A 21332-nucleotide genomic window follows, 5' to 3' on the forward strand; every position below is an offset into this window, starting at 1 on the left:
GTGATGCGCCGCCGCGGTACGGACGACGCAGCGAGCGGCTAGAAGCCGCGGCCGGGGTTGAGCAGGTTCTTCGGGTCCCAGACGGCCTTGATGCCGCGGTGCAGGTCGAGGACGTCCTCGGAGAGCTCCTCGCCCACCCAGCGGGCCTTGAGCACACCGACGCCGTGCTCGCCGGTGAGCGTGCCGCCGAGCTCCAGCGCGGCCTGGAAGACCTCGTCGGCGGCGTCCCAGATGGCCTGGGGCACCTCGCGATCGTCCTTCGAGTAGATCAGCGTGGGGTGCAGGTTGCCGTCGCCGGCGTGCGCGCAAGTGGGGATGTCCACGTCGTACTTCGCGGCGATCGCCTCGATCCGCGCGAACATCTCGGGCAGCTGCGAACGCGGCACGCCCACGTCCTCGGAGAAGATGTTGCCCGCGTGCTCGTAGGCGTGAAACGCAGCACGCCGGACCGCTAACAGCTCCGCGGCCTCGGTCGGATCGTCGGAGACGACTGTGTAATGCGCTCCGGCGGCGTTGAACTCGCGTTCCAGCACGGCGGCGTCCGCCGGGGTGCTCCCCTGGCCGATGAGCATTGCGCGGGTCTCGTCCTCGAGGCCGAAGGGGCGCAGCGCCTCCACGCATTCGAGCGTGCGACGGTCCATGAGCTCCATCAGCGCCGGCACGACGCCGGTGCCCACCACCGCGGCCACGGCGGCCGCCGCGCTCACCACGTCCGGGAACGACGCGGCGACGGTCGTCGGCGGGATCACCGGCGCGGGACGGAGTTTGACGGTGACCTCGGTGACGATGCCGAGCGTGCCCTCGCTGCCGACCAGCAGCTGGGTCAGGTCGTAGCCGGTGACGCCCTTGACGGTGCGCCGACCGGTCGTGATGATCCGCCCGTCGGGCAGCACGACGGTGAGCCCGAGGACGTACTCGCGCGTGACGCCGTACATGACGCAGCGCAGGCCGCCGGCGTTCGTCGCGACATTGCCCCCGATGGAACAGATCTCGAACGACGACGGATCCGGCGGATACATCAGCCCGTGCTCGCGGACCGCGCGATCGAGGTCCGCGTTGATGACACCCGCCTCCGCGCGCGCGTACTGATCGGCCACATTGATCTCGAGCATCGCGTTCATCTTCGCGAGCGAGATGATCACGCAGCCCTCGATAGCGCTGGCGCCGCCGGCGAGACCGCTACCGGCGCCGCGCGGCACGATCACCACGTCGTTGGCGTAGCACCAGGCCGCCGCCGCGGCGACGTCCTCGGTGGTCTCGGCGAGCACCACCGCCAACGGCACTGCACCGTGCACGGGCGAGCAGTGGTCGACGGCGTAGGCCGCCGTCACGTCGGGGTCGGTCAGGACCGACCCCGTGATCTCCGGGAAGGTGTCCATCGAGGCCATGACGGGCACCGTCCTACATCGGCATGAGGTAGGTGCGGCGCGGCACGCGCTGCAGCTCCTTGTCGCGCAGCTGCGCGATCGACTTGCGGATCAGCAGGCGCGTGTCCTTCGGCTCGATGACGCCGTCGATGTAGCCGCGCTCCGCCGCCAGCCACGGCGTGGCCATGAACTGGTTGTAGAAGTCGATGAAGGCCTGGCGGATCGCGGGGCCGTTCTCGCCGGCCTCCTCGATCTCGCGCCGCTTGATGATCGCGGCGGCGCCCTCGGCACCCATCACGGCCAGGCGCGCCGTCGGCCATGCGAACACGAAGTCCGCGCCCAGCTGCTTGGAGCCCATCACGGCCCACGCGCCGCCGTAGGACTTGCGCAGGATGATGGTGACCTTCGGGACGGCCGCCTCGACGTAGCTGAAGATGAACTTGCCCGACCGGCGGATGGTGCCGATCTTCTCCTCCTCGACACCGGGCAGGATGCCGGGCACGTCCACGAGGAAGACGAGCGGGATGTTGAAGGAGTTGCACAGCCGCACGAACCGCGCGGCCTTCTCCGACGCCTGCGTGTCGAGCGTGCCGGCCATGTGCATCGGCTGGTTCGCCACGACGCCGACGGGCTGGCCGTCGACGCGGGCGAAGCCGGTCACGATGTTCGGCGCCCACAGCTCCGCGTACTCGAGGAAGTCACCGTCGTCGAAGACGCGCAGGATCACGTCGTGGATGTCGTACCCGGCCGTGTCGGCGTCCGGGATGATCGACTCGAGCGAGAGGTCCGTCTCCGTCAGCTCGGGCTCCAGGCCCGGGTTGACCAGCGGCGGGCGCTGGTGCACCGAGTCCGGCATGAAGCCGAGGTAGCGCTTGACCCAGTCGAAGGCGGCCTGCTCGTCGACCGCGATGTGGTGCAGGTTGCCCCACTGGGCCTGCTTGATCGCGCCGCCGAGGTCCTCCGCGGAGGTGGTCTCACCCGTGGTCGGGCGGATCACCTCGGGACCGGTGACGAACATGTAGGTGTTGTCCTGCACGCCGACGAGGACGTCGGTGTTGGCGGGCGCGTACACGGCGCCACCCACGCAGGTGCCGAGGATCATCGAGATCTGCGGCACCTGGCCGCAGAGGCCGTCCTGGTGCCGGCCGAGCTCCGCGTACCAGGCGATCGACGTCGCGGCGTCCTGGATCCGGGCGCCGCCCGAGTCGTTGATGCCGACGACGGGCAGGCCCGCGGCCGCCGCGAAGTCGTACAGTTTGACCATCTTGCGGCCGAACATCTCGCCGACGGTGCCCGCGCCCACCGTCTGGTCGTGGCTGAACGCCGCGACCTTCCGGCCGTTCACGGTGCCGTAGCCGATGACCACGCCGTCCTTGATCTTGTCGTCGCCGGGCGACTTGGCGAGCTGATCCAGCTCGACGAAGGTGCCCTCGTCGAACAGCATGCGCATGCGCGCACGCGCGCTGGGCAGGCCCTTCGCGTCGCGACGGGCACGGGCCCGCTCGCTGCCCGGATCCTTCGCCGCGTCCAGGCGGCGGTAGAGATCGTCGAGCTTGCCCGCAGTGGTGGTCAGGTCGACCTGGTCCGATACGTCCGTCACGTCAGTCACCCTATCCCCTGCCGTCGATCACGCGACGCCGTCTGCGGCGTCGAGCTCCGTGGTCATGTGCGTCGCGATCTTCCCGACGTACGGCTCGTCGATGATCTGCAGGTGATCGCCGCCGATCTTGACGATCCGCAGGTCCTCGACCACCGGCGCCCAGCCGCCGTCCGGCGCGATGTCCGCGAAGTTCGGCTCCAGCTCCACCGCACCGTCGTGCATGCGATCCGCGCGGTACAACGTGACCGTGCCACCGAACCGGCCGTAGTCGGCGGGGTTCACCTTGATCAGCATGCGGTTGTCCACGAAGGACGTCCGCTGGTGCTCGATCATCGAGGTCGGGATCTTCTTGTCGGACAACTGCACCAGCTCCATGATGATCCGGAACTGGCCCTCGTCGTCGGCCGCCGCGAGGCGATCGATCGGCAGCTCGATCTCGTCGCCGATGTCGTAGTTCTTGCGCGCGAACTTCTCCCAGCGCTCCAGGCGGGCCCGCTTCTCCGCGGGCTCGTCGGTGAGCGGCACCGTCGGCGCTACCACGTCCAGCAGACCCACGTACTCGACCTCCTGGCCCTCGTCCTCGAGGGCGCGCGCGAGGCCGTAGGCGAAGGCGCCGCCGAGGCTCCAGCCCGCGAGCCGGTACGGCCCCTCCGGCTGGATCTCCTTGAGCTTCGGCAGGTACTCGGCGACCCGCTCCTCGATCTCGCCCTCGATGCGCTCGAAACCGTAGATCGGCAGATCCTCGGGCAGCTTGCGCAGCAGCGCCTCGTAGGCGGTGGTGTTACCGCCGGCGGGGTGGAAGAGGAAGAGCGGCCGGCGATCCGAGCCCTCCGGCGTGCGCAGGGTGCGGACGAATCCGTCGACCGGCGTGGCCTCGTTCATGACCGCGCCCACGTAGGTGGCCATCTCCTCGATGTTCTTCGAGTCGATGACGTCCTCGATGTCGATCTCGCCGCCGGCCCGCTCGGAGAGGCGCGCGGTCAGCTTCTCCGCGACCTCCTCGGACAGCACGTCGAGCTCGTTGAAGACGCCGCCGGGGGACGCGCCGACCACGATCGCGTAGGTCGCGAAGGTCAGCCGCTCCGCGGCGTCGCGCGGGGGGACGCCGTCGCCGACGGCTTCCGCGATGGCGGCCGCGTCGTGCAGGTCCGGGGTCTCGGCCTCCGCCACCGGGTCCGACGGTGCTGCCGGCGCGGCCTCGTCGGCAGGGGCCTCCGCGGGAGCCTCGGCAGGGGCGGCGGCGGCTTCGGCCTTCGCCGCGGCCTCCGCCTTGGCGGCCTTCATCATCTCGGCCAGCTGGCCGGCGTCGGCGAGTTCGCCGGTGCCGGACTGGTGCTCGGCCAGCGCGTCCACCTGATCGCGGTGCTCGACCGCGTACTCGACGAACTGCACGACGTCGTTGAAGGACGCGTCGCGCACGGCCTGGATCTGGATCGGCGGGATGTCGAACTCGTACTCGGTGCGGTTCTTGATGCGCATCGCGAGGAGCGAGTCCATGCCGAGATCGATGAGCGGGATCTCCTTGGGGAGATCCTCGATCTCGAAGCCCATGGTCTCCGAGATGATCAGGCCCAGGCGGTGTTCCACCGTCTCACCGGACTCCGGCGACCAGCGCTCGGTGCTGCCCTCCGGCGCGGGGGCCTCGGTCTCCTCCGACACGGTGATCTCGGGCTCGGACTCGTCGAGCTCGTCCATCTCCTCCACCGGTGCGGCGGCCCTCGTGATGAGCGGCGCGGCCGCGGTGCCGGAGGCCTCGCCGGCCACGACGACCGCGTCCAGCAGCAGCCGGAAGCCGGTGCCCAGGTTCTCGTGGACCTGGATCGACGCGCCGCCGGGGTGCGGGGTCAGCGTGGTGGTCAGGGTCTGGCCCTTGCCGACGGTGCCGTGCTCGACAGCAGCGGTGACCGCGGCGCCGTCCAGCACCTGGACGGCGGCCAGGCGCGCGAGCTCGACGAGCGAGATCTCGGTCTGGTCGCCGAGGGTGAGGGCACCCGCGTCGAGCTGCCACACGTGCCGGCCGTCGGGCAGGGCCACGTGGCCGCCGGGCACGACGCCCGAGCCGCCGTCGGGCAGCTTGGTCTGGATCCAGATGTGCTTGCGCTGGAAGCTCGTCCGCGGCACCGGCGCGTACCGGCCGGGGCCGAACAGCGACGCCACGTCCACGTGGTGGCCCCGCGCGAAGACGGTGGCGAGCGCCGTCATGATCGTGCCGGGCTCGTCCTCTTTGCGCTTGAGCGTCTGCACCAGCGCGGCGTCCTGGATGCCCGAGCCGAAGGTGACAGCGGCGACGGAGATCAGGGTGATCGGGTTCGGCGAGAACTCGATGAAGGTGCGGTAGCCGGCCTCGACGGATTTCTCCACGGCCTGGGTGAACCACACGCTGTGGCGCAGGCCCTTGATCCAGTAGTCCACGTCGTGCACCGGCGCGTGGCCGGCCTTGTAGAACTCGTCCTTGTTCACGGTGGAGTACATCGGGTACTGCAGCACGTGCGGCTCGATGCCCATGAGCTCGGCCTGCAGCTCGCCCAGCAGCGGATCCATCTGCGAGGTGTGGGATGCTCCGCGGGTCACCAGCTTCCGGGCCATCAGCCCCTTGGCCTCGGTCTCCTCGACGATCTTGTCGATGACCTTGCCGGGGCCGCCGAGCACGGTGTGCGTGGGCGCGGCGTAGACGCAGATCTCCAGGCCCTCGTAATCGCCCAGCACCGTGTCGATCTCAGCCGCGCTGTACTCGACGAGCGCCATGAAGCGCTCCATCTCCTCCGGGAGCATCTCCTCGCCCTCGCCCATGAGGCGCGAGCGGTTGCAGATGACGCGGACGGCGTCCTCCAACGAAAGACCGCCGGTGACCCAGGCCGCCGTGGCCTCGCCCATCGAATGGGGCAGCACCACACCGGGTTCGATGCCGTGGTGGCGGAACAGGCCGACGAGCGCGACCTGGATGGCGAAGATGCCCACCTGGCCGGTCTCGATGTGGAAGGTCTGCTCGTCGTCGGTGATCATGTCGGCGTAGTCGTTGCCCGACTCGTCGATGATCAGCTCGTTGACCTCGTCGAAGAAGTGCTTGAACACGGGGTTCTCGAGGTAGAGCTGCTTGGCCATCTTGCGGTGATGGCTGCCGAAGCCGGAGAAGATGAACGCCGGGCCCACGCCGTCGGGCTGGTTGGCGGAGATGACGTTCGGCGCGTTCTTGCCCTCGGCGATCGCACGGAAGCCCTTGATCGCCTCGTCGAGGTCCTTGGCCATGACCACGGACCGGACGCGGCCGTGGTTGCGGTGCGCCAGGGTGCGGCCGATCTCGGCGAGCGTGTACTCCTTCGCCTCGTCGGACTCGAGCCACGCGAGAAGCTCTGCGGCGGCGGCCCGTCGGCGGGACGGGACGTAGGCCGTCAGCACGAGCGGGACCGCGGCACCGTCGGCGGTGGCGGCGTAGAAGTCCGGCACGGCGTTCGACGGGGCCTCCGTGGAATCGGACGCATCCGCAGCGCCTTCCACGACCTCCGGAGCGATGTACTCCTTGACCACCACGTGGGCGTTGGTGCCGCCGAAGCCGTTACCGGTGACACCGGCGAGCTTCGCGCCGGAGTACTTGGGCCACTCCGTGTTCCGCGCCGCCATGAGCAGGCGGTTGGCCTCGAACTGGATGTACGGGTTGGGGCCCGCGAAGTTCAGCGAGGCGGGGATCTGCCCGTTGCGCATGCCGAGCAGCACCTTGGCGACGCCCGCGATGCCGGCGGCCGCCTCGAGGTGGCCGAAGTTGGTCTTCGCCGAACCGAGGAGCAGCGGCTTCTCCGCCTCGCGGCCGCGACCCAGCACGCGCCCGATGGCGTCGGCCTCGAGCGGGTCGCCCAGGATCGTGCCGGTGCCGTGCGCCTCGAGGTAGTCGACGGTACGCGGGTCGATGCCGGCGTCGATGTACGCATCGCGCAGGTTCATGACCTGCGCCTCGGGGTTCGGCGCGAAGATGCCGTTGGACTTGCCGTCGGAGGTGACCGCGGAACCCGCGATGACGCCGAGGATCTCGTCACCGTCGCGCTCCGCGTCGGCCAGGCGCTTGAGCAGCACGACGCCGCCGCCCTCGGCGCGGATCATGCCGTTCGCATCGGAGCTGAAGGCCTTGATCTTGCCGTCGGGCGCCTGCGCACCGATGGTGTCGAAGCCGAGCGTGGCCGCCGGGACGATGAGCATGTTCACGCCGCCGGCGACGGCCATGTCGGTCTCGCCGTCGCGGAGGCTGCGGATGGCCTGGTGCATCGCGACCAGCGAGGAGCTGCAGGCGGTGTCCACGGTGACCGACGGTCCGTGGAAGTCGTAGAAGTACGAGACGCGGTTCGCGACGATGGAGGTCGAGGTACCGGTCAGCGCATAGGGATTGGCCTTCGTCGGATCGGCGACGGCCAGCATCTGATAGTCGTTGGCGGAGCTGCCCATCCACACACCGGTGCGCGTGCCCTTGACGGAGCTGGCGGGAATGTTGGCCTGCTCCAGCGCCTCCCAGGTGAGCTCGAGCGCGAGCCGCTGCTGCGGATCGACCATCTCGACCTCGCGCGGGGTCATCTGGAAGAACTCGGCGTCGAACGACGCGACGTCGTCGAGGTAGCCGCCGAAGGTGTTGGCATCGTCGAGGACGGCCTTCAGGCGCGGGTCCTGCTTGAACTCCAGCCAGCGGTCCTCGGGGAGATCGGTCGTGGCGTCGCCGCCCCCGATGAGGAACTCCCACGTCGACTCGGGGGTCTCGCCGGCCTTCGGGAAGCGGGTCGCGAGGCCGACCACGGCCACGTCGTGCCGACCGCGGTCCGCCTCGAAGTCCTCGCCCCGGTCGTACTGGGCCGCCTCGGCCGCGAGGTCGTCGTCGGAGACCACCGGGTCACCGTCGATGATGCGCTGGCTGAGCAGGGCGATCGTGGGGTGCTGGAAGGCGACGGTGGCCGTCAGCTGTACGCCCGTGAAGTCCTCGATGTCCGAGGCCATCGACACCGCGTCGCGCGAGCCCAGGCCGAACTCGTCCAGCGACTTGTCGTCGGTGATGTTCTCCAGCGGCTGCTTGGTCGCATCCGCGATCCACTGCCGCATCCACGCGCGCAGATCCTCGAGGCTCAGATCCTCGCGGGCCTTGCCGGTCGGGCCTTCATGGGGGGTGTACTCGTTCTCAGCCATGGTGTTTCTACCCTTCGCGTCGAGACCGTGGGTGTTGCCTGGGTCGCGTGTGATGAAGTTGTGGAGAGCGCCGGTGGGCGCTACTGGACGTCGTTCGCCTCGGCGTCGGGGAACGCGGTCTGCGTGTAGCCGCCGCGCAACGTGCCGTCGATGTAAGCGGCGCGCCCCGCGCGCCGGGCGATCTTGCCGGAGCTGGTGCGGGGCAGCGAGCCGCCGGGCACGAGCAGGACGTCGCGGGCGAGCACGCCGTGCGCCGCGCCCACGGCCGAGCGGATGCCGTCGGCGAGGGCCTGCTGGTCCTGCTTGGCGCCACCGGCACCGAGCTCGGCGACGATCACGAGCTGCTCCGACTGGTCGTTCACGTCGTAGGTGATGCCCGAGTGCGCGCTGTCGAAGACGGCCTGCGGCAGCTCGTTCGCCGGCACCGAGAACGCCGCGACGTAGCCGGTGCGGATGTACTTGGTGTCCGACTCCTGCGCCGTGAACTCGATGTCCTGCGGGTAGTGGTTGCGGCCGTCGACGATGACGAGGTCCTTCACGCGGCCGGTGATGTAGAGCTCACCGCCGTGGTAGACGCCGAAATCGCCCGTGCGCATCCACTTCGCCTTCTCGAGGTTCTTCACACCCTCGGAGTGGCTGCCCTCGGAGAGCGGGGTCACGTAGTTCTGGAAGGTCTCGCGGGACTCCTCGTCGCGCTCCCAGTAGCCCGAGCCGATGTTCATGCCGTGCAGCCAGATCTCGCCCACGGAATCGTCCGGGACCTCCTTGCCCGTCTCTGGGTCGACGATGCACGCCCACTGGCTCAGCGCCACGTCGCCGCAGGAGACCTGCGGGACCGCGCCCTCGGCGCCCTCGTCGGAGACGACGAAGGTGCCGGCGGCCAGCTGGTCGCGGTCGACGTAGACCACGCGGGCCTCGTTCTCGACGGGGGTCGAGCTGACGAACAGCGTGGCCTCGGCCATGCCGAAGCAGGGCTTGATGGCCTTCGGCGAGAGGCCGTACGGGGCGAACGCGTCGTTGAACTTCTTCATCGACGAGACCGTGACCGGCTCGGAGCCGTTGATCAGGCCCTTGACGTTGGACAGGTCGAGGGTCTCGCCCTCCTTGGGCAGGCCGCGGGCGGCGGCGTGCTCGTAGGCGAAGTTCGGGGCCGCGGCGAAGGTCTCGGCACCGTCCTCGACGGCCGCGAGCTCGTTGATCCAGCGGCCCGGGCGGCGCACGAACGCCGACGGGCTCATGATGGTGATGAACTTGCCGCCGAGGGCGGGCAGGATCACCGTGAGCAGGCCCATGTCGTGGAACATCGGCAGCCAGGTCACGCCGCGGGAGTTCTCGTTGAGGTCCAGCGCGTGGATCATCTGGATCACGTTCGTGCCGACGGCCTCGTAGGTGATCTGCACGCCGGCCGGGTTGCGCGTGGAACCCGAGGTGTACTGCAGGTACGCGATGGTGTCACGGTAGATCGGGAAGGGCTTGAGGGTGGAGCCGACCGAGTCCGGGATCGCGTCCACGGCGATGATGCGCGGCCGCTCCTTCGCCGGGAGGTGGCGGAAGAAGTTGCGGCAGGCCTCGGCGGAGCCCGAGCTGGTGAGGATCGCCGTCGGCTTGCAGTCCTCGAGGACGATGCGCAGGCGGTCCGTGTGGCCCGGCTCGTCCGGGCTGAACAGCGGCACCGCTATGTTGCCCGCGTAGAGGGCGCCGAAGAAGGCGGTCACGTAGTCCAGGCCCTGCGGGGCGAGGATCGCGACGCGGTCCTCGCGCTTGGTGATGTGCTGCAGCCGGGCGCCGATGGCGCGCAGGCGGGCGCCGAACTGCGACCAGGTCAGCTCGTGGACGACGCCGTCGCGCTCGCGGCTGTAGTCGATGAAGCGGTACGCGAGGGTGTCGGCACGCTCCCGTGCGTTCCTCTCGACGAAGTCGACCAGTGTGGTTCCGGGGCGGAAGAAGATGTTGCCGTCTTCATCCAGAAACTGGTCAAACTCGTTGTTCATGCATCGCTCCTCGTAACCGGTGCCGGGCAGCGCCGGTCATACAGTGGTACATCGCGTGGCGGCGCGGACCCGTTGCGGGCCTGTGCGCCACCTCATAGTGCTCGATATCCGTAACGCGTTTCACCTGTTTGGTCAGCTGACACGCGCAGAAAAATCCGCAAACCCGACTATCGTACCGCGCGGTAACGGCGGGTGCGAAAACCGTGAGGTCGGGGTCACTCGCCCTTCAGCTGCTCCAGCACGGGCGCGAACGCCTCCATCTGGGTGGGGACGACGCCGACGTACGACATGCCGGTGGCCTCGCGGGTCGCACGGACCTGGTCGGCGATCTCGTCGAAGGTGCCGATCGCGAGGTAGGGCGAGCCCAGCACGTCGTCGATCGTCACCTCCTTGTCGACCTCGATGTTCGCCGAGAGCCCCCGCTCGATGGCCTTGAGCGCGAAGTCCGCGACCTGCTCCCGGTCGTCGGTGACCACGATCGTGGCGATCGACCAGGACAGCTCGAGGTCCGCGAAACGCTCGCCCGCGGCGGCCTTGACGATCTCGACCTTGTTCTTCACCGCGTCCAGCGACATGTCCGAGATCTTGAGCTTGCCCTCGGCGGAGCTGCGCGGATTGATCGAGACCACGTCCGCGCGGCGCGCGGCCAGCTCCAGCGTGCGGCGCGCGCCGGCGCCGATCGCGATGGGCGGACGCGGGCCCTGCCGCGGCCGCGGGTAGCCCTTGAGGTCCTTGACCCGGAAGATCTCGCCCTCGAACTCCGCCTCCTGGCCACGGAGCAGCGAGTCGAGCACCGTCAGGCCCTCGTCCAGGCGCTGCAGCCGGCGGGCGGGCGACTCGAACTCGATGCCCGACTGGTCGAAGTCGTCCTTGAACGCGCCCAGGCCGAGGCCGATCTCGAGGCGACCCTTGGACAGCACGTCGATGGTGGTCAGCTCCTTGGCCAGGACCGCCGGGTGTCGGAAGGGCATCGCGAGCATCGAGGTGGCGAGGCGGATCGTGGAGGTGCTCACGGCGAGCGCGCCGAGCGCCGCCAGCGGACCCACCTGCGCGTCCAGCCGGTCCGGGATCGCGAAGGTGTCGAACCCCAGCTCCTCGGCCTCCTGCGCGAGCTTGACGAACTTGCGCACGCCGCCCTCGTCGGCGTTGCCGGCGCCACCCGCCGCGAACCGGAACTTGCGGGGCTCAGTGCTCACGTGTGGATACTCCTGGTCGACGGTGGTGCGGTCTGACATGGTTGCGCACAGCCTAACGGTTCGACGGTGCGCCCCGTTCCGGACCGCGGCGGGCACCGTCGTCCCCCGCGCTGCGCCGGATCCCCGCGAAGCGCCCCCTCGCGCGAGAATGGGCGGACGGGGCTGGAGGAGCCGGCACCGTCGAGAGAGGGAATGCGATGCGACGACGGAACTTCCTGATGGCGGCGGTGGGAGCGGTACTGGCGGCGTGCGGCGCACCGTCGAACAGCCCGACCGAGAGGTCCCCGGTGGACCGGGGCGGGCGGCGGTGGCGGATGCCGGACGAGGGCGATCGGCACGAGCGGACGTGGATGGCGCTCGCCGCGCGCGAGGACGTGTGGGGCAAGAAGCTGCTGCCCGACGTGCAGAGGTCGCTGATGCTGGTCGCGACCACGATCGGCCGGTTCGAGCCGGTGTCGATGCTGGTGCGCCCCGACCAGGTGGACCGCGCCCGCGCACTGCTCGGCGCCGCGCCGGGCGTGACGCTGGTCCCGGCCGACCTCGACGACCTGTGGATCCGCGACACCGGTCCGACCTTCGTGACCGGCGACAAGGGGCTCGCGGGCGTGGACTTCACCTTCAACGGCTGGGGAACAAGCAGACCCACGCGTCCGACGCGAAGGTCGCCGGGTTCGTCACCGGGCAGGCGCGGGCCGAGGCGGTGCGGACCGACCTGGTGCTCGAGGGCGGCGCACTGGAGGTCGACGGGGAGGGCACCGCGATCATCACGGAGAGCTGCGTCCTGAACGACAACCGGAACCCGGGGTGGACGAAGCAGCAGGTCGAGGCCGAGCTGAACGACCTACTCGGGATCGAGAAGGTGATCTGGCTGCCCGGCATCAAGGGCAAGGACATCACCGACGGCCACACCGACTTCTACGCCCGCTTCGCCTCCCCCGGCACGGTGGTCGCCGCGCAGGACGACGACCCCGGCTCCTTCGACCACGACGTGACCCGCCGGCACCTCGAGATCCTCCGCGGCGCCACCGACGCGCGCGGCCGGAGGCTGCAGGTGGAGGTGCTACGCACGCCCTCGACGGTGCGCGAGGCGTACGCGCAGGACGACGACTTCGCCGCCGGGTACATCAACTTCTACCTGTGCAACGGCGCCGTGATCTGCCCGCAGTTCGGCGACGCGGAGACCGACGGTGCGGCTCGCGCGACGCTGCAGCGGCTCTTCCCCGGCCGCGAGGTCGTCCAGCTGGACATCGACCCCATCGCCGGGGGCGGCGGCGGGATCCACTGCGCCACCCAACAACAACCCGCCCGGTGAGCCGACGAATCGTGTGCCGTTGACCACCCTGTGAGGGGTCAACGGCACACGATCACTTCGTCTTCGGCGCCTTGTCGATGACGCCGGTGGCCCAGCCGGTCATCCACTGGGTCGCGGTCTTACCGTCGAGCGACCAGTTGGCGGTGGTGCCGTAGGCGGCGTGCGAGTTCTGGGTGATCGTCGAGATCACCTGCGGCAGGCCGGTGGCGAGACCGAGCAGTCCGCCCTTGGGCTGGTTGCAGATCGGGTCGTTGGAGCCGCAGATGGTGACGACCTTGTCGTTCACCGCGCCGAAGCCACCGTCGCGCTTGCCCTGCAGGTCCACGCCCGAGAAGTTGAAGCCGGAGAACGTGACCTCGACACCCTCGCCCTCGGGGTCGACGCCGATCGCGCGCCCCTGCCCCTGCACACGGCGACTGTCCGAGATCAGGCCGACCCCGAGCAGCCGCTGCGCGACGATCGGCCCCTTGCCCGCGCCGATCTGCGCGGCGATGTTGCCCGCGATCGTGGCGCCCTGCGAGAAGCCGACCAGCACGAAGCCCGTGCGCGGGCACGTCGCCGTGACCGCCTTCATCTTCGCGATCGCGCGGTCGGTGCCCTGCTGACGCGAGGCCTGATAGGTCATCTGGCCGTCCGGCGGGACCGCGATCGGGTTGTGGAACTGCGCCGCGTAGTTCACGGTCCAGATATCGGCGCGGCCGTCGTCGTACCGCTTGTCCAGCGGATTCGTCACCTGCAGCATGAGCGAGCGCGGGTTGAAGGTCGGGCGCTCCGGGCTGTCGGTCGCCGAGGATTCCCACGTGCCGGGGAAGGACAGCACCTGCACATCCGGGCACCCCGCCGCCTGCGGGCCGGTGGGCTCGCCGGGCGGGGTGGGCCCCGTCCTGTTCCAGATCGACCAGAGGAGGGTGCCCACCACGATGAGCGCGATGATCGCGGCGATGATCACCGCGATGCCGAACACGTTCAGGACGCGCTTGCTCTTGCCTGCCATTCCTCTGTGGATACCAGGGTCAGCTGTGCGGAGGCTTAGGCGCCTTGTCGATCACACCGCGCGCCCAGCCCTGCAGCCACTGCGTCGCGGTCTGGCCGTTCAGGTTCCAGTCGGCGGTGGTCGCGTACAGCGCGTGCGAGTTGCCCGTGAGCACCTTCTGCAGCTCGGGCAGCGTCTTCGTCAGCTCGTCCACCTGGAAGATGTCCTTGGGCTGGTTGCAGATCGGGTCCTTGGTGCCGCACAGCGAGACGGTGCGGTCCCGGACCGAACCGAAGCCGCCCTCACGCTTACCGCGCAGCGACAGGCTGCCGAAGCTGAAGCCGCCGTACGCGACCTCGACGCCGACGCCGGGCGGGTTCGGGCCGACGGTGCGCGCGTCCCCCGGCTCGCGCCGCGGGTCGGAGATCAGCCCCACGCCGAGCACGTTCTCGGCGGGGATGAGCTTGCCGGCACCGATCTCGGCGGCGATGTCGCCCGCGATCACGGCGCCCTGTGAGAAGCCCATCAGCACGAAGCCGGTGAGTTTGCACCGCTCGTAGACCTTCTTGATCTGCGCGACCGACTTGTCGTAGCCCTCGGTGCGGGACTTCTCGTAGGACGCCTGCCCGTCCGGCGGGATCGCGACGGGGTTCGACAGCTGCGCCACGTACGGCGTGGTCCAGATGTCGGCGCGCGCGCCCGGGATCGAGGACGCGAGCGGCCCGGTCACCTTGAGCATCAACGAGTTCGGGTTGAACGTGGGCCGGTACGGGTCGTCGGTGCTCTTCGACTCCCACGTGCCGGGCACGGAGATCACCTGCACGTCCGGGCAGTCCGCCGGCTGCGACTTCGGGCGCGGCGGGAACCCGGAGGTGCTCGGCGCCGAGCTCTGCGATTCCGACGGTGGCGGAATCGAGGGCCCCGGCCGCAGCCACGTCCCGACGAGGATCGCCAGCAGCACCAGCGCGATCACGACGACGACACCCACGACGATGACGAGCGGCGAGAACCTGCGTCCCGACGGCGTACCGTCGGGCTTTCCGGGCTGCTGGTGCGTCACCCGACTAGGCCTTGCAGTACGAGGTCTTGGCCTCGGCGATCAGCTTGGTCGCGTCGGCGGTGGCGAGCTTGTCGGCCTGCTCGGCACTGACGCCGCCGCCCGTGCGCGAGGTGCCGATCATCGCCTTGACCAGCGTCGGCAGGGTCTTCTCCTGGTACTGCTTGTTCGGGTTCTGCGACAGCGCGGAGCACACGTAGCCCGCGGCGCCCAGGATGTCCGAGTCGGAGGCCACGAGGCCCTGCGACTTCATCTTCGCGACGAAGGCCGCGTCCTTGGGATTCGTCGACGCCGCCGAGGACGACGCGGGCGCGGTGGCCGGGAGCGTCGTCGGGCCCGACGAGGTGCCGCCGCCGTCCGCCGCGGTGGTGGGCGCCTCGACCGTCGAACTGCCGCCGCACGCGACGGCGCCCAGCAGCACGCCGCCCGTCAACACCGCGGCCACAAGGGCTTCCCGAAGTCCAGCCATGTCTTCTCTCCTTGAAGTACGTCCGCACGCAACGCTGCAAGGCTACCGGCAGCGGTGAACCACAACCCCCGGACGGGCGTCAGCGCGTGGTGGCGACGCCGTTCACCAGGGCGATCACACCGTGCTCGAAGCGCTGCTCCCAGCCGCCGGGGATCGGCGTACCGTCGGCGAGCGGGTAGCCGAGCCGGCCCGCCTCGTAGCCCTGACGACCCCATTCCGCGTAGATCGGGCCGCTCACGACCGCCGCCTCCGTCTTCGGCGACCAGTAGATCTGCCCGCCCTGGAAGCGCTGGAAGGCGCCACCGGCGAGCTTCGTCTCGTCGGACGCCGGAAGCCCCAGCGCCGAGCGCTCGAAGTTCAGTGCGGCGTACTTCTCGCCGATCTTGCCGCGCACCGCCCGTGCCCCCGTCTGCGGCGTCCAGTACACGGTGCCGTGCTGGAACTGCTGGTAGCGGCCGTTCTTGTCGGGCAGGGCCCGCTCCCCCGCGGTCGGGTAGCCGAGCGCGCCGCCGGGGCCGCCCGCGCCCAGGTAGGCGCCGCCGATCGCGCCGCCCACCACCTGAGCGCCGGTGTCGGCCGACCAGAACACCTGTCCGCCGCGGAAGTCCTGCGCCCGGCCGCCGGGAACGGGATATTCGACGGTGACGCACGATCCGAGTGCCGGAGCCTTCGGCGCGGCCTCGGCGATCGCCCCGCCGATGCCGCACGGCTTCGGGTTCGCGATCCCCAGCGCCGACTGCACCTGCGGCCACGCCTGGCCGTTCTCGAACTGCCAGTACGGCCAGCTGTGGTTGCCCGACGGCCGGTAGAGCGCGTTCGCGGGGATGCCGAGGCGGTTGAGCTCGACCGCGAAGGCCTGGTTCGAGGAGCGCGAGAGCACCTCGAGCGCCAACGCCTGCAGGTCGGTGGGCGCGCCGGTACCGCCGGATCCGTTGCCGGAGCTGAAGTACAGGCTGACGCCGCGCAGCTTGTCCGCGAGCTTGAGCGGATCGTGCTGCGCCCACGCGGGATCCGTCGGCGGGCCGTACATGGCGTCGGCGTTGAAGCCGCCGGCGTCGCGCATGGCGAGCGCAATCGATTCCGGCGTGCCGGGCGTGCTCGTCGAGAGGATGCCGGAGTAGGAGCCCGCGAACCGGTAGAGGCCCTTGTTGCGGGCCGCCAGGGTGAACGCGGCGGTGCCGCCCATCGAGACGCCCGCCGCGGCGCGGACATCCGTGGCGCGCCAGCCCTGCTGCAGCAGCGGCGGCAGTTCCTTCGCGAGGAAGGTCTCCCACTGGTAGTTCTTGCCGTTGTCGGGTCGCTTCCAGTCGGTGTACCAGCTGGATTGGCCGCCGACGGGCAGCACGACCGTCACGTTCTTGTCGCGGTAGAAGTTCGCGACATCGGTCTCGATCAGCCAGCCGTTGCGGTCCTCGCGCGCCCGCATCCCGTCGAGCAGGTACAGCGTGGGGAAGCGCGCCTTCGGATCCGCGTGCCAGTCGCGGGCGAGCAGCAGCTGGACCTTGATCGTGTCGTTCATCGCCGCGGAGTAGACGCTCAGGTCCACCTGGTGGTCGCCCTGCCACTGCGCGCCCACGATCCTGGACTTCGCCGGCGCCGGGTCCGCATGGGCGGGTGCGGTGTTCAGGGTCGACGGTGCCGCCACGACGGTCCCCGCCGCCACGGCACCGGCGACGAGCAGCGTTCCGAGTCGGCCCATCGATGACATGCGACCAGTGTTACACGGGTGTTGTTTCGCGTCCCGGTGCCGCGCGGAGGGTGGTCGGGGTCACCGGCCGTCGCACCCGTGATAGGACTGTTCGATGACCGAAATGCACGCCTCCGCGCAGCCCTTCACCGTCGCCGCGGGCGGCCTGACGATCGCTGGCGATCGCTGGGGCGAGGGCGGCACGACGCTCCTGCTCCTGCACGGCGGCGGACAGACCCGGCATTCGTGGGACCGGACCGCCGCGGCGCTGGCGGGCAGGGGCCACACGGTCCTCACTCTCGACGCGCGCGGTCACGGCGACACCGCCTGGGCCGCGGACGGCTCCTACGCCCTGGGCGACTTCGTCGGCGACCTCCTGGCCGTCCTGGGCACGCTCGACGGTCCGCCGCCCGTGCTGATCGGGGCCTCGCTCGGCGGGATCACCAGCCTGTGCGCGGTCGGCGAGAACCCAGGCATCGCGTCGGCACTCGTTCTCGTGGACGTGGTGGTCGACGTGGAGCCCAAGGGCATCGACCGCGTGACCGAGTTCCTCTCCGCGCACACCGACGGTTTCGCGGACCTCGAGGAGGTGGCCGACGCCGTTGCCGCCTACAACCCCGCCCGCAAGCGCGCCCGCAACCTCGAGGGCCTGAAGAAGAACGTGCGGCAGCGCGCCGACGGCCGCTGGTACTGGCACTGGGACCCGGCGTTCATCCGCGGCGACGACCGCGGGGAGGCCCGCATCCAGGACAAGGACCGGCTCGGGGCCGCGGCCGCGCGGGTCACCGTGCCCACGCTCATCGTGCGCGGCGGCAAGTCCGACGTGGTCAGCGACGAGGGCGTGCAGAAGATGCTGCAGCGCGTGCCGCAGGCCGAGGTCGCCGACGTCAGCGGTGCCGGGCACATGGTGGCGGGCGACGACAACCAGGTCTTCGCCGCCGCGATCGAGGACTTCCTCGACCGCCACGAGCTCTGATCGGCGCTGGTCAGGGCGAACACACGCGCAGGTCGTCAACCGCGCCCATCAGGGCTTCGGCATCGACTTCTGGTCGTCGGTGAGCGGCGGCGGCACGTCGAGTCGGCACATGCGCAGCGTGTACTCGGGCACGCGGTCGATGCGCAGCTTGTAGTTCGCGTACGACAGCTTGAGGTTCCGCTTGAACAGGTCGAAGGTGAGCGGCGCCGAGTACGAGGCCTGCAGCTGCTGGATCTGCGGACAGGTCAGCGCGACTCGGGACTGGTTCACCCAGTCCGGGTCGATGAAACCCGGCAGCGCGGGACGCTTCGGATAGGCCTTGGCCTCCGCCACGGCCCAGTCCGGGAACATGTCCTTGTCGTGCCCGATCCGGCCGTCCTCGAGCCGCGCCGTGTGCGAGGCCATCGGCCAGGCGAGGCCGATCTGGTCCCACACGCGCACGTCCAGCGGCAGGTTCATCCCGGTCATGCCGAGGTTGGTGAAGAACACCGTCTGCCGCAACGGCACGTCGTCCGGCCGCGGATAGGGCAGCGGATCGATGAACCACCAGTCGTAGTCGATGGACGGCAGGTAGACGCCGCCCCGCGGGGTCTGCCTGAGGATCTCCTGGAGCGCCTGCATGCGCGGGTAGTCCAGGTAGTCGTCGGCGGTGATCGGGTGCGCGTGACCCGTCTGCAGGGAGTAGAACGCCCGCTCGTCGACGATGCCGGTCCGGCCGATCGAGGTCCCGTCGGGCTGCCCGCGCAGCGTCGTGGCATGCAGGGCCCAGCCGATGACGAGGACCCACAGCACCGCCGCGATCGCGGCGCCCGCGGTGCCGCCGGCGAGCCGCGCGAAGCCGCGGGCCTTCGAGTCGCCCGGTTGCCGCGCGGGGATCCGCAGTGGGATCACCATCACGGGCAGGAGCAGCAAGAACAGCGGCGCGAGCAGGACGCGGCCGGACATGAAGTCGCCGCCCTGGCGCAGCCAGTACAGGGTCTCGGCGACGCCGCCGAGGAACATCACGGCCACGATCACCGCGGGCCGCTGCAGCTGGTCGCGCAGGCCGCGGGCACCGCCGCGGGGCAGGCGGAACCGGCCGGTCAGCGGGGCGCGGGCGCCGCGCGCGGGCAGGAGCAGCAGCGGCATCGCCAGGAGCAGAGCCAGCACGGGCAGCCACAGCGAATAGGGCTCCACGAGGTTCATCAGGTACGTGAAGCCCTGGCCCCACTTGGACCCCGTGGCGTCCTTCGCGACGGCCGTGTTCGGCACCGGCAGGCCGTAGTAGCCCATCCGGAAGATCTGGTACGCGACGGGCAGGAACCCGCCGGCCGCGGTGATCCCCAGCCGCAGTCGCCAGCCGATCGGCGCGACGAACATCACGAGCAGCACCAGCCCGCCGACCAACGCCATCTCGGGCCGGACCAGCCAGGACAGGCCCGCGACGAAGGCGGTGGAGAGCGTCAGGGCCCAGTACCGGATCACATCCCGCCGCTCGACCGGATCGCGGTCGGCCTGCGACCAGGCGACGGCCAGCCACCACAGCAGCGCGACCCAGAAGATGGTCAGCGACACCTCGAGCCCGGAGGTCGCGAAGTCGCGCGCCGGCGGCAGCGCCATGTAGACCAGGCCGCCCGCGGGCAGGAGCAGCAGCCTCGAGCCGCGGAGCCGGGACCAGCCCGCGCCGCCCTTGTACAGGCGGGCCGTGCCGAGCATGGCCAGCGGGATCGCGGCGACGGAGAGCACCAGCGCGACGGTGAGCACCACGTACTCGGTCTGCACGCCGCTGATCCAGGAGAAGAACCAGATGATGTAGGTCCAGGCCGCGGAGGTGTTCACCTCGACGCGCTCGCCCACGTTGAAGACGGGGCCGTTGCCGGCCAGCAGGTTCCGGACGGTCCGCAGGACGATCAGCCCGTCGTCGGCGATCCACCGGCGCTCCCACGCGCCGTACGCGAACGCCACCGTGCAGACCGCGACCCCGAGCCAGAGACTGACCCGGGGTGCGGAGATCCTCGACGGGGCCCCGGCGTCGGTCGAGCTCGACGGGGCCGTGTCGTCAGGCGAAGTAGACCGCGGCAACGACGGTTCCAATCCACGCGATCGCGAGTACCTGCAGCACGCGATCACCGAGGGCGATCTCCTCCGGCTCACCCGCCTCGCCACCGTCGACGTCGACGGCGTACCGGAGGATGGCGATGGTGAAGGGCACCATCGACAGGCCGTACCAGATGTTGTTCGGGTGCGCGGTCTTGTCGAAGGCCCACAGCCCGTAGCAGAGGACGACGGCGGTCGCGGCGAGCGTCCAGACGAAGCGCAGGTAGGTGGTGGTGTAGTACTCGAGCGACTTGCGGATCTTCGCGCCGGTGCGCTCCGCGAGCTGCAGCTCGGCGTAGCGCTTGCCGGCCGCCATGAACAGCGAGCCGAAGGCCATCACCAGCAGGAACCACTGCGACAGGCCCTTGGGCAGCTCGGCGGCCACGCCACCGGCGACGGCGCGGAGCAGGAAGCCGGAGCTGACGATGCAGATGTCCAGCACCGCCTGGTGCTTGAGGCCGAAGCAGTACCCGAGCTGGATCACGATGTACACCGCGATGACCACGGCGAGGTGCCAGTTCGCGATGAACGAGACCGCGATGGCACCGGCACCGAACAGGAACGACAGGACGTAGGCCAGGTTCACCGGCACCACGCCGGCCGCGATCGGCCGGAACCGCTTGGTGGGGTGCTGGCGGTCGGCCTCGACGTCGAGGGCGTCGTTGATCAGGTAGATCGACGACGCGGCCAGGCAGAACGCGATGAACGCGATGCCGACGTTGCCGAACTTGACGAACTCCAGCTGGTCGCGCCCGGCGGCCAGCGGGGCCACCACGACCAGGACGTTCTTGACCCACTGCCTGGGCCGGATCGCCTTGACCAGTCCGGTGGCGAGGTTCGACGGTGCCTTGGGCTCGCCGTGCTCGATCGGCTCCTCGCTCATCAGTCGTCCGACCCCTTCGTCTGGTTCTTCCGGTACTTCGTGGAGCAGCGCGCCGCTCGGTCAGCCCACAGTCTCTCACCCTCGATCGCGGCCAGCGCGGTCACGGCACCGATCGCGGCACCGGCGGCCACGTCGGTCGGGTAGTGCACACCGAGCACCATGCGCGAGGTGAGCATCGGCGGCACGACCACCGCCGGCGCGAGCACGGCTCCGCCGGGCACGCCGGACGCGCGGCCCAGCAGGATCGCGCCGGCCGTCGAGGACGTCGCGTGCGAGGACGGGAAGCTCAGCTTGCTCGGGGTCCCCACGCCGACGGTGATGTACGGATGGTCGGGGCGCCTCCGCCGGACGATCCGCTTGATCACCACGGACGCCGCGTGCGCGACGAAGGCGCCCACGCCGGCGGTCACGTACTCCCGGCGACGCTTCGGCTGCAGCACCGCGCCGAGCGCGGCGAGGCCGAGCCAGCCAAGGGAGTGCTCGCCGAAGTGGCTGAGGCCGCGGGCCGCGGGGAGCACCCCGGGGCGGCCGGCCAGCTGCGCCTGCACGCCGACGAGGATCATCTCCTCCGGCTTCAGCGCCTGCTCC

Annotated in this window: 13 protein-coding genes and 1 pseudogene; 2 read left to right on the forward strand and 12 right to left on the reverse strand. The window is 70.1% G+C overall.

From position 1 onward, the window contains the following. Nucleotides 1-38: 38 nt before the first annotated feature. From AXK61_RS11190 to AXK61_RS11210, 5 genes are all read right to left on the reverse strand, one after another. Entirely contained in the window at nucleotides 39-1388 is a 1350-nt protein-coding gene (locus tag AXK61_RS11190) for an FAD-binding oxidoreductase (protein ID WP_068745354.1), read from the reverse strand. Between the two features lie 13 nt (nucleotides 1389-1401). After that, the gene (locus tag AXK61_RS11195; RefSeq protein ID WP_231855513.1) at nucleotides 1402-2976 is read right to left on the reverse strand and encodes an acyl-CoA carboxylase subunit beta; all 1575 of its coding nucleotides are present in this window, start codon (nucleotides 2974-2976) and stop codon (nucleotides 1402-1404) included. Nucleotides 2977-2994: 18 nt separating this feature from the next. Beyond that, nucleotides 2995-8124, reverse strand: a complete 5130-nt coding sequence (gene pks13, locus AXK61_RS11200) for a polyketide synthase Pks13 (protein WP_068745356.1) — start codon at nucleotides 8122-8124, stop codon at nucleotides 2995-2997. Nucleotides 8125-8204: 80 nt separating this feature from the next. Continuing rightward, on the reverse strand, nucleotides 8205-10115 hold the full coding sequence (gene fadD32, locus AXK61_RS11205; protein ID WP_068573627.1) for a long-chain-fatty-acid--AMP ligase FadD32: 1911 nt from the start codon (nucleotides 10113-10115) through the stop codon (nucleotides 8205-8207). 215 nt (nucleotides 10116-10330) lie between these two features. Next, nucleotides 10331-11350, reverse strand: coding sequence for a TIGR03621 family F420-dependent LLM class oxidoreductase (locus AXK61_RS11210; protein WP_068573626.1), 1020 nt, complete (start codon nucleotides 11348-11350; stop codon nucleotides 10331-10333). Between the two features lie 158 nt (nucleotides 11351-11508). On the opposite strand from AXK61_RS11210, the pseudogene AXK61_RS11215 reads away from it, so the two are divergent. Continuing rightward, nucleotides 11509-12623: pseudogene (locus AXK61_RS11215) on the forward strand (agmatine deiminase family protein). A 52-nt stretch (nucleotides 12624-12675) separates the two neighbouring features. Here the strand turns inward: AXK61_RS11215 and AXK61_RS11220 are convergent. From AXK61_RS11220 to AXK61_RS11235, 4 genes are all read right to left on the reverse strand, one after another. Next, the gene (locus tag AXK61_RS11220; protein WP_068745358.1) at nucleotides 12676-13617 is read right to left on the reverse strand and encodes a cutinase family protein; all 942 of its coding nucleotides are present in this window, start codon (nucleotides 13615-13617) and stop codon (nucleotides 12676-12678) included. Nucleotides 13618-13636: 19 nt separating this feature from the next. Further along, nucleotides 13637-14656 (reverse strand): cutinase family protein, encoded by a 1020-nt coding sequence (locus AXK61_RS11225; RefSeq protein ID WP_068745361.1) that lies wholly within the window; start codon nucleotides 14654-14656, stop codon nucleotides 13637-13639. 4 nt (nucleotides 14657-14660) lie between these two features. After that, nucleotides 14661-15122: a DUF732 domain-containing protein gene (locus tag AXK61_RS25380; protein WP_175400075.1), complete on the reverse strand. Its 462-nt coding sequence runs from the start codon at nucleotides 15120-15122 to the stop codon at nucleotides 14661-14663. Between the two features lie 79 nt (nucleotides 15123-15201). Beyond that, on the reverse strand, nucleotides 15202-16830 hold the full coding sequence (locus tag AXK61_RS11235; RefSeq protein ID WP_068573621.1) for an alpha/beta hydrolase-fold protein: 1629 nt from the start codon (nucleotides 16828-16830) through the stop codon (nucleotides 15202-15204). 94 nt (nucleotides 16831-16924) lie between these two features. Here AXK61_RS11235 and AXK61_RS11240 point away from each other — a divergent pair, with 94 nt between their 5' ends. Next, the gene (locus tag AXK61_RS11240; RefSeq protein ID WP_068573620.1) at nucleotides 16925-17785 is read left to right on the forward strand and encodes an alpha/beta fold hydrolase; all 861 of its coding nucleotides are present in this window, start codon (nucleotides 16925-16927) and stop codon (nucleotides 17783-17785) included. Nucleotides 17786-17833: 48 nt separating this feature from the next. Here the strand turns inward: AXK61_RS11240 and zomB are convergent, their stop codons facing one another. Genes zomB through AXK61_RS11255 form a run of 3 tightly spaced genes read right to left on the reverse strand, consistent with a single transcriptional unit; the run spans nucleotide 17834 to nucleotide 21307 of the window. Then, the gene (zomB, locus tag AXK61_RS11245) at nucleotides 17834-19846 is read right to left on the reverse strand and encodes a flagellar motor control protein ZomB (RefSeq protein WP_414929996.1); all 2013 of its coding nucleotides are present in this window, start codon (nucleotides 19844-19846) and stop codon (nucleotides 17834-17836) included. Next, nucleotides 19824-20744: a decaprenyl-phosphate phosphoribosyltransferase gene (locus tag AXK61_RS11250; RefSeq protein ID WP_068745363.1), complete on the reverse strand. Its 921-nt coding sequence runs from the start codon at nucleotides 20742-20744 to the stop codon at nucleotides 19824-19826. Before AXK61_RS11250 ends, zomB begins: the two co-directional genes overlap by 23 nt. Beyond that, a complete protein-coding gene (locus AXK61_RS11255; protein WP_068745510.1) occupies nucleotides 20744-21307 on the reverse strand; it encodes a phosphatase PAP2 family protein in 564 nt (187 codons plus the stop codon). The genes AXK61_RS11250 and AXK61_RS11255 overlap by 1 nt, the downstream gene beginning before the upstream one ends. Nucleotides 21308-21332: the final 25 nt, after the last annotated feature.

This window comes from Tsukamurella pseudospumae (assembly GCF_001575205.1).
GTDB lineage: Bacteria > Actinomycetota > Actinomycetes > Mycobacteriales > Mycobacteriaceae > Tsukamurella > Tsukamurella pseudospumae.

Bases quoted from the DNA above. Each gene is read 5' to 3' on its own strand.
- AXK61_RS25380 (WP_175400075.1), bottom strand. From the start codon at position 15,122: ATGGCTGGACTTCGGGAAGCCCTTGTGGCCGCGGTGTTGACGGGCGGC.
- AXK61_RS11255 (WP_068745510.1), bottom strand. From the start codon at position 21,307: ATGATCCTCGTCGGCGTGCAGGCGCAGCTGGCCGGCCGCCCCGGGGTG.
- AXK61_RS11190 (WP_068745354.1), bottom strand. From the start codon at position 1,388: ATGGCCTCGATGGACACCTTCCCGGAGATCACGGGGTCGGTCCTGACC.
- pks13 (WP_068745356.1), bottom strand. From the start codon at position 8,124: ATGGCTGAGAACGAGTACACCCCCCATGAAGGCCCGACCGGCAAGGCC.
- AXK61_RS11210 (WP_068573626.1), bottom strand. From the start codon at position 11,350: ATGTCAGACCGCACCACCGTCGACCAGGAGTATCCACACGTGAGCACT.
- fadD32 (WP_068573627.1), bottom strand. From the start codon at position 10,115: ATGAACAACGAGTTTGACCAGTTTCTGGATGAAGACGGCAACATCTTC.
- AXK61_RS11240 (WP_068573620.1), top strand. From the start codon at position 16,925: ATGACCGAAATGCACGCCTCCGCGCAGCCCTTCACCGTCGCCGCGGGC.
- AXK61_RS11220 (WP_068745358.1), bottom strand. From the start codon at position 13,617: ATGGCAGGCAAGAGCAAGCGCGTCCTGAACGTGTTCGGCATCGCGGTG.
- AXK61_RS11235 (WP_068573621.1), bottom strand. From the start codon at position 16,830: ATGTCATCGATGGGCCGACTCGGAACGCTGCTCGTCGCCGGTGCCGTG.
- AXK61_RS11250 (WP_068745363.1), bottom strand. From the start codon at position 20,744: ATGAGCGAGGAGCCGATCGAGCACGGCGAGCCCAAGGCACCGTCGAAC.